The organism is Streptomyces sp. NPDC045956, assembly GCF_056430705.1.
The window spans coordinates 5,862-15,333 of the sequence record NZ_JBWKKZ010000023.1; the positions used below are offsets into that span (position 1 = coordinate 5,862).

The 9,472-nt window shown below is 72.6% G+C and carries 8 protein-coding genes; 3 read left to right on the top strand and 5 right to left on the bottom strand.

Going from position 1 to position 9,472, the window contains the following annotated elements:
- Nucleotides 1-142: 142 nt before the first annotated feature.
- Nucleotides 143-1,453, bottom strand: coding sequence for an ABC transporter substrate-binding protein (locus AC07FV_RS34540; RefSeq protein ID WP_479091697.1), 1,311 nt, complete (start codon nucleotides 1,451-1,453; stop codon nucleotides 143-145).
- Nucleotides 1,454-1,764: 311 nt separating this feature from the next.
- Here AC07FV_RS34540 and AC07FV_RS34545 point away from each other — a divergent pair, with 311 nt between their 5' ends.
- Both AC07FV_RS34545 and AC07FV_RS34550 read left to right on the top strand, forming a co-directional pair.
- A complete protein-coding gene (locus tag AC07FV_RS34545; RefSeq protein ID WP_479091698.1) occupies nucleotides 1,765-2,778 on the top strand; it encodes a LacI family DNA-binding transcriptional regulator in 1,014 nt (337 codons plus the stop codon).
- 270 nt (nucleotides 2,779-3,048) lie between these two features.
- The gene (locus AC07FV_RS34550; RefSeq protein ID WP_479091699.1) at nucleotides 3,049-3,609 is read left to right on the top strand and encodes an N-acetyltransferase family protein; all 561 of its coding nucleotides are present in this window, start codon (nucleotides 3,049-3,051) and stop codon (nucleotides 3,607-3,609) included.
- Between the two features lie 24 nt (nucleotides 3,610-3,633).
- Here the strand turns inward: AC07FV_RS34550 and AC07FV_RS34555 are convergent, their stop codons facing one another.
- From AC07FV_RS34555 to AC07FV_RS34570, 4 genes are all read right to left on the bottom strand, one after another.
- Complete coding sequence (locus AC07FV_RS34555; protein ID WP_479091700.1) at nucleotides 3,634-4,404, bottom strand: class I SAM-dependent methyltransferase; 771 nt, start codon at nucleotides 4,402-4,404, stop codon at nucleotides 3,634-3,636.
- 92 nt (nucleotides 4,405-4,496) lie between these two features.
- Nucleotides 4,497-5,762: an aminotransferase class V-fold PLP-dependent enzyme gene (locus AC07FV_RS34560; protein ID WP_479091701.1), complete on the bottom strand. Its 1,266-nt coding sequence runs from the start codon at nucleotides 5,760-5,762 to the stop codon at nucleotides 4,497-4,499.
- Entirely contained in the window at nucleotides 5,759-7,096 is a 1,338-nt protein-coding gene (locus tag AC07FV_RS34565) for a pyridoxal-phosphate dependent enzyme (protein ID WP_479091702.1), read from the bottom strand. The genes AC07FV_RS34560 and AC07FV_RS34565 overlap by 4 nt, the downstream gene beginning before the upstream one ends.
- Nucleotides 7,093-8,619 carry a Y4yA family PLP-dependent enzyme gene (locus AC07FV_RS34570; protein ID WP_479091703.1) on the bottom strand — a complete coding sequence of 509 codons (1,527 nt, stop codon included), beginning with the start codon at nucleotides 8,617-8,619 and terminating at the stop codon, nucleotides 7,093-7,095. The genes AC07FV_RS34565 and AC07FV_RS34570 overlap by 4 nt, the downstream gene beginning before the upstream one ends.
- 299 nt (nucleotides 8,620-8,918) lie before the next feature.
- Here AC07FV_RS34570 and AC07FV_RS34575 point away from each other — a divergent pair, with 299 nt between their 5' ends.
- Nucleotides 8,919-9,122 (top strand): hypothetical protein, encoded by a 204-nt coding sequence (locus AC07FV_RS34575; RefSeq protein WP_479091705.1) that lies wholly within the window; start codon nucleotides 8,919-8,921, stop codon nucleotides 9,120-9,122.
- Nucleotides 9,123-9,472: the final 350 nt, after the last annotated feature.

The window sequence follows — 9,472 nt, forward strand, 5'->3', positions numbered from 1 at the left end:
CCTTTTCTCCCCTCCCCTCCCATTCCTTTTTTGGTGGGTGTGCCCCCTGGCTTTCCCCCGTAAGCTTGTTTTCTGGTTCGGCCCCCTCGCCCTCTCGGCGGGACTGCCGACGGGCCCGGGGCGGCCGCGGGTGGGCGGAAGGTCAGCCGACGGCCTTCTCGATGCGCTCCGCGGTGGTCGTCCACGCCTCGTCACGCGCCGTGCCCTGCTGCTCGATCAGGGTCAGCCCCTGCGAGAAGGTGTCCTTGATCGTGCCGTCCTTGCGGCCGAGGACCTGCTTGTCCGGGATCTCCTGGGCCGCGGCGCCGAAGATCTGGCCGATCGGGGCGTTGCTGAAGTACTCCGACTTGGCGTTCTTCACGTCGGCGTTGTCCAGCGCCGTGCGCGAGGACGGGATGTTGCCGATCTCCTTGAAGATGTGCGCCTGCTGCTCCGGCGCCGTCAGCCAGGCGACGAGCTTCTGGGCCTCCGCCTTCACCGGGCTCTTCTCGACCACTCCGAGGAAGGAGCCGCCCCAGTTGGCTCCCTTCGGGGCCCGGGCGACGTCCCACTTGCCCTTGTTCGGCTCGCCGGCCTTCTCGCTGATGTGGCTGAGCATCCACGCGGGGCACACGGCGGTGGCGAACGTGCCGTTGGCCAGGCCCGGGTCCCAACCCGGCTGGAACTGGCGGAGCTTGGCGCTCAGGCCGTCCTCCGCCGCGTCGGCGGCGAGGTTCCATGCCTCCTTGACGGCGGGGTTCTTGTCGTAGATCAGCTCACCCTTGTCGTCGTAGTACTGCTCGGGGTAGCCGTAGACCATCGCGTTGAACAGACCGCTGGCCGCGTCCATGTAGGACACGTCGCCGCCCTTGAAGCCCTTCTTGAAGGTGCGGCCCACCTCGACGTACTTCTTCCAGTCGCCCGCCCAGAGCTTGGCGACCTCCTCGCGGTCGGTGGGCAGACCGGCCTTCTCGAAGTAGTCCTTGCGGTAGCAGACGGCCATCGGGCCGATGTCGGTGCCCAGGCCCAGCACCTTGCCGTCCTCGGTGCTGATCTGGGACTCCTTCCACGGCAGGAAGTGGTCCGTGCCCGCCGTCCCGGAGAAGTCCGCGAACTTGTCCGCCTGGGTCTCCGTGATCTCCTTGGCCCGGCCGATCTCTATGCCCTGGATGTCCTTCAGGCCCTTGCCCGCGGCGAGTCTGGTCTGCAACGCGGTGTAGTACGTCTGCTCGTCACCGGCGATCTCGGCCTTGATGTCGACATCGGGGTTCTCCTTCTCGTACTGCTCGAGAAGGCCCGTCTCCTTGATGCCCATCACGCCGTACAGGCCCATGGTGATGGTGGTCTTGCCGTCCTTCTTGCCACCGCCGGTGGCCGAGTCGTCGCCGCTGCTGCAACCGACGACCAGTGTCAGCGCGCCGACGGCCGCGGCCGTGGCCACCGCCTTCCTGCGCAACGAACCGAAAGTGCCCATGGATCTCCTCCTAGCGACGGCGCTGACACATCGGAGTGACGAGTTCTGCGACGACTACAGCGATGACTACAGCGGCTCTGAACGGGGTGGGAACGTGCCCAACAGTGGTGGGCACGTTCCCACCAGCGCATCGAAGACTCGTGGGAGCGCGCCCATCTGTCAATGACTTGAACGCAAGTTGCCGGTGAACTTCGGTCCCGGCAGGGGTTCCAGAGGCCTCGGGGGTGCTCCGCCGACGGCAGCGTCTGCAAGAATTGCCGCAGGTCACCTCCGCGGTACGTCCATCGCCGCGGCCGCCGAGGGGGGATTGCATGAGCGGCAACCGCCGTCCCACGATCAAAACGGTCGCCGCCCGCGCCGGCGTGGGCCGCACCACGGTCTCCCGTGTCGTCAACGGCTCTGACCTGGTCAGTGCCGACGCACGCGCCCGGGTCCTTGCGGCCATCAAGGAACTCAACTACGTTCCCAACTCCGTCGCCCGGGGCCTGGTGACCAACCGCACCGACGCCGTGGCCCTGGTGATCCCGGAGTCGGAGAGCCGGCTCGGTTCGGAGCCGTTCTTCGCGGCGCTGATCCGCGGGGTCAGCGGCGCCCTGGCCGAGAGCCGCACCCAGTTGCAGCTGATGCTCGTCCGCGACCAGGCCGAGCGGGACCAGTTGACCGACTCGGTGGCGGCCCGCCGGGTGGACGGCGTCCTGCTGGTCTCGGTGCACTCCGCGGACCGGCTGCCGGGCATGCTGGAGGAGATGGGCCTGCCCACCGTGCTGGCCGGCCGCCGCGACGCGGGCGAGCGGCTGAGCTACGTCAACGCCGACAACACCGGAGGTGCCGAAGCGGCCGTCCGGCACCTGCTCGACAGCGGCCGCGAGCGGATCGCCACGATCACCGGCCCGCTCGACATGGACGTCGGCCGCAGCCGGCTCGCCGGCTGGCGCACCGCGCACGAGGCGGCGGGGATGCCCGCCCGGGAGATCCTGGTCGAGGCGGGCGACTTCACCGAGGAGGGGGGCGCGAGGGCCATGCGTTCGCTTCTTGAACGGGCGCCGGATCTGGACGCCGTGTTCGCCGCCTCCGACCTCACCGCGGTCGGCGCCCTGGCCGAACTTCGCCGGTGGAAACGGCAGGTGCCCGGGGACGTCGCCGTCGTCGGCTTCGAGGACTCGGTGCTCGCCCGGCACACCGACCCGCCCCTGACGACGGTCCGTCAGCCGGTGGAGGAGCTGGGCCGGACGATGGCCCGGATCCTGACCGACATCACGCAGCACGGCGCACCGCGACAGCAGTTGACGCTGCCGACCGAGCTGGTGGTGCGGGACTCGTCCTGATCCGGAACCGGCGGCGGGCGGCGGGCGGCGGGCGGCGGGCGGCGGGGTGCGACGGGCCGGGGCGTGCCCGCGGGTCCCTCGGCTCCCGGTACGCGCGCTCGCGCGTCCACGGGCGGCGGGGCGGCTCCCCGCGGCCCGCCGGCGTTGCCCGTGCGAACCCCGCCCGGCGAGGGACGGCCGGAGGCCGGGCGCGGGACCTCAGGCGTCGTGGTCGGCGCTCCGTGCGGCAGGGAGTACGAGTCGCCCCGCCACGGCTGGCACACTGGCCGCGTGACAGCGCACGAGACCCCGCACGCGCCCGCGTTCGCGCAGATCTCCCAGCCCGACGACGCGACCGAGGCGGTTCGGCGGGACCTCGCGGAGTGCTGGACGGCGGTGATCAACGCCGGAGGCGCGGTCATCCCCCTGGGCTGCCCCCTGCCCCCGGTGTCCCCGGGCGCGGTCGCGCCGGCGCTGGACGCGATCGTCGAGAGGCTCTCCCCTCGGCGCAGCCGGCTCCTCCTGGCCACCGTCGGGGGCGCACTGGCGGGCTGGGTGCTGCTGAGCCGTGAGTCGCACCCTCTGGAGGCGCACTGCGGGACGGTCAACCACCTCCAGACACATGTCCGCTTCCGCGGGACGGGAGTGGGGGCCGCCCTGATGCGCCGTCTGGCGGCCGTCGCCCGCGACGAGATGGGCCTGGAGCGACTGCGGCTCAGCGCCCGGGCCGGCCTGGGGCTGGAGGAGTTCTACGGAGGGGTCGGCTGGAGCGAGGTCGGCCGGTGGCCGGGCGCGCTGCGGGTGGGCCCCGGTGACGACCGCGACGAGGTCCTGATGGGTCTCGCTCTCTGATCCGGTCCCGGGCAGCGCCCGGGATCAGCCGCCCTTGAGCGCCACGAGCACGGCACTGTCACCGAACCGCCAGACGGGCACGACCTCACGGAAGCCCGCCTCGCGCAGCAGTTCCGCGTGGCGGTCGGCCGCCGGTTCCGCTCCGGCCACACCGCCCGGGCGGGTGGCGTGGCGCTGCGCACGCTCGGCGACCAGGTCGGCCAGTTCGGGGTCGCGGGCCGCGGCGGTCCACCACTCCTGCCAGTCCTCGTGGGCGTGGCCGCCGGTCCGCTCGGCGCGGCGGCGGCCCACGTACGCGGTGACGCCCGCACAGGACCGCTCGGCGGGCGGGAAGTGGTCCCCGTTGACGAGCACACCGCCTGGGCGCAGCAGCGCGGCGAGACGGCGGTAGGTGTCCAGCAGGGTCGGTTCGGGAAGGTAGTGCAGCGCCGTGGTGGAGACGGCGGCGTCCAGGGGTCGTCGCAGCCCCAGGGTGTCGGTCCAGCCGTCGGCGCCGATCACGGTGTCGACGTACCGGGCGGCGTTCGCGTGGTGGGTCCGGCCGAGTTCGAGCAGCAGGGGGTCCATGTCGGCGGCGACGATCTCCGCGTCCGGCAGGCGTTCGGCGAGCCTGGCGGCCAGGGACCCAGGGCCGCAGCCGAGGTCGAGCAGCAGCGGCCGGGGGCGGCCGGCGGTGACGTACTCGACGACGTCCGTGATCACCGTGAACCGCTCCTCGCGGTCCACGGCGTAGCGCTGCTGCTGCCGCTCCCAGCGTTCCACCCACGCCTTGGCCACCGCCATGCTGATGCCCATCTGGTCGTGCCACCTCTTCCGCGTCTCACCCGTCGTGGATGCGACCGAATCTACAGGTGGAAACGGTTATCACTTGCCGTACGGCTCGTGGTTCACGCCAAGGAGGTGAGTGCGGCGAGCAGCCGGTCGATCTCCTCCTCCGTGTTGTACACGTGCAGGCTGACGCGTACCGACCCGTCCTCGGCGGCGGCGCCTGCCTGGCAGAGGCTGTCCGCCCGCACCATGAACCCGTGGCTGTAGAGGATGAACCCCAGGTCGTCGGAGGGGATGTCCTGATGCCGGAAGGTGACGATGCCGTGGCGGCGCTGTGCGGCGGGCAGTGCGGAGTCGGCGGCCAGGCTGGCCGGGCAGCCGAGGATCTCGTACGGGCCGAGACGGCTCAGCCCGTCGGTCAGGCGGGTCGTGAGCCCCGCCGTCCAGCGGGCGATCCGGTCCGTACCGGCCGCGTCGAGCCAGTCGAGTGCCGCCCGCAGCGACACGACGCCCGCCGTGTTGGGCGTGCCCTGCCAGCCCGCCGCCCGGAACGCGGGTCCTCGCGCGTTGCGCGCCCAGAGGGCTCCCGTGCCCGGCAGGGCCATCGCCTTGTGTCCCGAGAAGACCACGAAATCGACGTCGAGCCCGGCCCCGGCCGGGTCCACGGGCAGGTGGCCGACGCTCTGGGCGGCGTCCAGGCAGATCGGTACGTCGGGGCCGACCGCCGCGCGGATGCGGTGCACGTTCATGTCACCGCCGTAGACGTGGTGCACGTGCGTGGCGGCCACGAACCGGGTGCGGGGGCCGACCAGGTCGCCGAGGGCCCGGTGGTCGTAGTCGCCCGAGACCGCCTGGTGGGGCAGGGCGCGCACCCGGACGTCGACGCCGCGTTCGGCCAGCAGCCGCCCGGCCTCCAGCCAGGGGTCCAGGTTGGCCCGGTGGTCGGCGAACGGCACGAGGATCTCGTCGCCGTCCGAGAGGTACGGCACCAGCCAGTCGCGGGCGACGGTGCGCAGGCCCTCGGTGGTGCCGCTGGTGAAGTGGACGGTGGAACGCTCCGGTTCCGGATCGCGGAGGAACTCCTTGACCCGCTCCCGCGCCCCTTCCACCAGGTCCGTCGTCCGGTTGGCCCAGGGGTAGGTGCCGCGCCCCGCGTTGGCGTTCGAGGTGGTGAGGTAGGTCTGGACGGCGTCCAGTACGGCCCGCGGCTTCTGGGAGGTCGCCGCGCTGTCGAGGTACGCCGACTCCGGGTGGGCGGTGACGATGGGGAACTGCTCCCGCAGTCCCCGCTGCCAGGCGGCTTCCCGCTCCTGTTCCCGCTGCCGGGCGGCGTTCCGCTCCGCCTCCTCGCGCGCGGTTCCGGTGAGCGGGCGGGCCCGGCTCATTCGCGCACCAGCGGGGCGCCCGCGTCGCGCCAGGCGACGATCCCGCCGCTCAGGCTCCGCACCTCGGGGTGTCCCATGCGCGTCAGCAGAGCGGCGTACCGCAGGGACTTCTCTCCGACGGGGCAGGCGAGCAGCACCGGCGTCCGCTTGCTGAAGGGCAGCCCGCCGCGGACCAGCTCCTCGAACAGTTCGTCGACCATGTTGACCGACCCCTCGATGTGCAGGGCCGCGTACGCGTGCGGGCTGCGCAGGTCGACGACGAGCGGCCGCGGGTCCCCCTCGGCGATCCGGCGGCGGGCGTCCGCCACGCCGACCGACAGGGCCTCGGCCCGCACGTCGTCCTCGGTGAGCGAGGCGAGGGTGTGCCCGCGCGCCGCCCTGCCCAGCAGCTCGGGGCGGCGTGCGCGCACGTAGCTCAGGTAGCTCTCCGCCCGGTCGCACACGATGAACACCGCGGTCTCGCGGCGCCCCGACCCCTCCAACGCCAGGTCGGCGTCCCGCAGGTGCCGTACCGCGCCCTGGTAGGCGGCGCCCCCGGTCGGCCCGGACAGGAGACCGCAGCGCCGGACGAGCGTGAGCATCCCGTCGAGGGCCTCGCCGGAGGTGACGGACTCGATGACGTCGTACGTCGCCGGGTCGAAGAGGCCGACCTGGTGCACCTCGTCGATGGTGCGGATGCCGGGGATGAAGTCCGACTTGTGGGCGACCAGGCCGAGGACCCGCACGTCCGGGTCGTGCTCGCGCAGCACCCTGGCGACGCCGGTCGACGAACCGGCCGTACCCACGCAGGCGACGAACCAGTCCGGCGCCTGCCCGTCCAGGTCCTTGACGATCTCGGGTCCGGTGCCCGCCGCGTGCGCCTCCACGTTGCGCGGGTTGAAGTACTGGTCGGTGTGCAGGTAGGTGCTGCCGGGCTCGGAGAGGGCCTGGTGGAAGTGGGTCAGCGGATCGTCGGTGTCCGTCGGGTCGAGGCATTCGCTGCGCCCCGGGAGCTCCTCGATCTCGGCGCCGAGCAGCAGGAGCAGTTCCTTGATCTCCGGTACGCGCATCCGGTTGGTGACGCTCTTGAACCGCAGCCCGTGCAGGCCGGCCAGCAGGGCGAGGGCCTTGGCGGTGTTGCCGCTGGAGAGTTCCACGACCGTCCCCTCCCCCGCTGCCGTGCCCTCCAGATGGGGCCGCGCCATGTGCCAGGCGGGCCGGTCCTTGACGGAGCCGAAGGGGTTGAGCATCTCCAGCTTCGCGTACAGGTCGATGTTGCGCAGCCCGTGCACGGCGGGGTCGATGCGCACCAGCGGTGTGTTGCCGATGGCCTCCGTGATGCTGTCGTACCTCATACGGGCTTTCCCCCCGGGTGTGTGATCGGCCAGTAGTCCTCGTCCATGCACCAGCGCCAGGAGTCCCCCTCCCTCTCCACGGCCACCGTCCGTGCGAGCGGCTGCCGTTGGGCCCGGTGGGCGTGGAAGTCCATCGCGTATCCGGCGGTGTTGACGAAGGCCAGCAGGTCGCCGGCGCGGGGCAGTTCGGGGAGGAAGACCAGGCGGCGGGTGATCAGGTCGGCCTCCAGGCACAGGTTGCCGACGAGGTGCACCGCGACCGGCGCCCGCTCGCCGTCCTCGGGCCCGCCGCGGGGCAGCAGCACGGGATCCACGAGGACGCCGTGCTCCTCCAGGCTCACGTCCCCGGCGTTCATCCCGAGGCGCACCAGGTACGAGGCCGGCTCCTCCGCCGTCCGCCGCACGTCCAGGACCCGTGCCAGCGACAGCCCGCACTGGTCGGCCAGGGCGCGGCCGGGCTCGATGTGCAGGTCGTGCAGGTGCTCCAGGAGGAGCGTGCCCGGCGCCCGGCCCAGCACCGGGGTGGGCAGCGAGAGGAGCCGGTCGAGGTAGCCGGGGCCGGCGTCCGGGCGGTGGCCGGGGTACAGCGCGACCGAGCCGCGCACCGTGCCGCCCTCGTTGCGCAGCCCGTAGCCGTGCCCGCGCCAGGTCAGGGGCGGACGGCCGCCGAGGACCGCCTCGCTGAGCGCGGTCGTCCAGCGCTCCCACTCCTCGGGGTCGGCGACGTAGCCGACGCCGAAGCCGCCTCCGATGTCGACGGCCCGCGGCGCGAGGCCCCGGGCCCGGCACTGGTCCATGAGCAGCACGCACCGCTCCAGGGCCCGGCCCTTCTCCTCCAGGCCCGTGGTGTCCAGGTGGTAGGCGAGGCCGGTGAGCGCGACGGCGTCGGCGTGCCGTTCAAGCGCGGACAGGAGCGTCTCCACCTCTCGCACCGGGGTGCCGAACCGGCTGCGGCGGGAGAGCATCCTGGTGCCCGCTCCCCCGTGGCCGGTGTCGGACTCGAATCCGGACAGGCGCGCCAGGACGTCGACCCGGCCGAGTCCGTACGCGCGTACCAGCTCGGCCAGTTGGTCGAGTTCGTGCGGCGAGTCCAGGTTCACGGTCGCTCCCACGCGGGCGGCGAGCCACAGGAACTCCGGGTCCTTGGGGCCGGTGGCCATGATGCGGTCCCCCGTGAAGCCGCAACCGAGGGCGTGCCGCAGTTCCGCCAGCGAGGCGACGTCGACCCCGACTCCGGCCGGGTCCTCGGCGGCCAGTCTCCGCAGCAGGGCACTGGAGCGGTTGGCCTTGTGCGCGAAGTACACCCGCCCGGTGAGGTGGTGGCGCCGGTAGACGGCTCGGAAACGTTCGGCGTTCTCCGCGACGGTCTCCGGGAGCAGTACGTTGAGCGGAGACCCGAGCGCGTCGACGAGCGAGTGCAGGAACGGTGCGGCGCCCAGCAGTGAGGCGAGCGGTGGATCCACCCGCGGCCTCAGATATAAGGGCACATCCACGAAAGACCCCTCCCCGTGCCGACCGACCATCGGTGCGACAACCGTTCGGGAGTAGTCGTTTCCAGGTACACACGCCGCTAAGCCTCGGGGCCGGGTCAGGGACCGGGGGCCGCCGACCGGCCGCCGAACGGTGATCCCCGGCCGCCGGGAGGGGCCGGGTCGCCCCGCGGACGCCGCCCCATCGGCGCGCACGTGCGGCGCCCGTCCGCCGGGAGCGGCCGCCGGCGCGGCGCCTCGCGTTCCGCGCCCGCCGCGGTGGCGCTCACCCGAGTGGGCCAGTCGGCCGAGGCGGAGCGTTTCCCCCCGGGCCGCCGTTCGTTAGGGCGGGCATGATCAAGAAGCTCGCCTGTGTCTCCGTCATGGCCACCGCGCTCCTCGCCTCCGCTCCCGCCGCCGTGGCCGCCCCCACGCCCGGCCCGTCCTCCGGCATCCCCGGTGGGCCGCTCCTGGACGGTCTGCTCGGGACCCTCGAGGTGGGCAACCCGGCCACGTCCCCGCAGTCGCTGCTCCCCGAGGGCATTCTCGGCAGGTGACACGGGCGGCGGCGTCCGCTCGCCGCCGCCTCCGAGGCGCCCTTCACCCCGTCCGCCGCGGACGGGAGGGAAGGGCGCCGATGTGCGTTATCCACCCCTTCGGCCTCGGATCGGCCGGTTCACCGTCGGGGTCCACTGGCTGATCGCGCCACCGCCGACCCGCGGCAGGCTTCCCGTAACCATCGTCCGTCAGCCTCCAGGAAGTCGTTTCACCCGCGGGAGGCTGCAATGAAGCTTGCGAGCAAGGGGCGTTCCGGTGTCGTGGTGGCGGTGCTGGGCGGTCTGGCCCTGGCACTGACCTCGACGACCGCACACGCCGACCAGCACACCCCCGCCCTCACGGCCAGAAC

Bases quoted from the DNA above. Each gene is read 5' to 3' on its own strand.
- AC07FV_RS34540 (WP_479091697.1), bottom strand. From the start codon at position 1,453: ATGGGCACTTTCGGTTCGTTGCGCAGGAAGGCGGTGGCCACGGCCGCG.
- AC07FV_RS34545 (WP_479091698.1), top strand. From the start codon at position 1,765: ATGAGCGGCAACCGCCGTCCCACGATCAAAACGGTCGCCGCCCGCGCC.
- AC07FV_RS34555 (WP_479091700.1), bottom strand. From the start codon at position 4,404: ATGGGCATCAGCATGGCGGTGGCCAAGGCGTGGGTGGAACGCTGGGAG.
- AC07FV_RS34560 (WP_479091701.1), bottom strand. From the start codon at position 5,762: ATGAGCCGGGCCCGCCCGCTCACCGGAACCGCGCGCGAGGAGGCGGAG.
- AC07FV_RS34565 (WP_479091702.1), bottom strand. From the start codon at position 7,096: ATGAGGTACGACAGCATCACGGAGGCCATCGGCAACACACCGCTGGTG.
- AC07FV_RS34570 (WP_479091703.1), bottom strand. From the start codon at position 8,619: ATGGTCGGTCGGCACGGGGAGGGGTCTTTCGTGGATGTGCCCTTATAT.
- AC07FV_RS34575 (WP_479091705.1), top strand. From the start codon at position 8,919: ATGATCAAGAAGCTCGCCTGTGTCTCCGTCATGGCCACCGCGCTCCTC.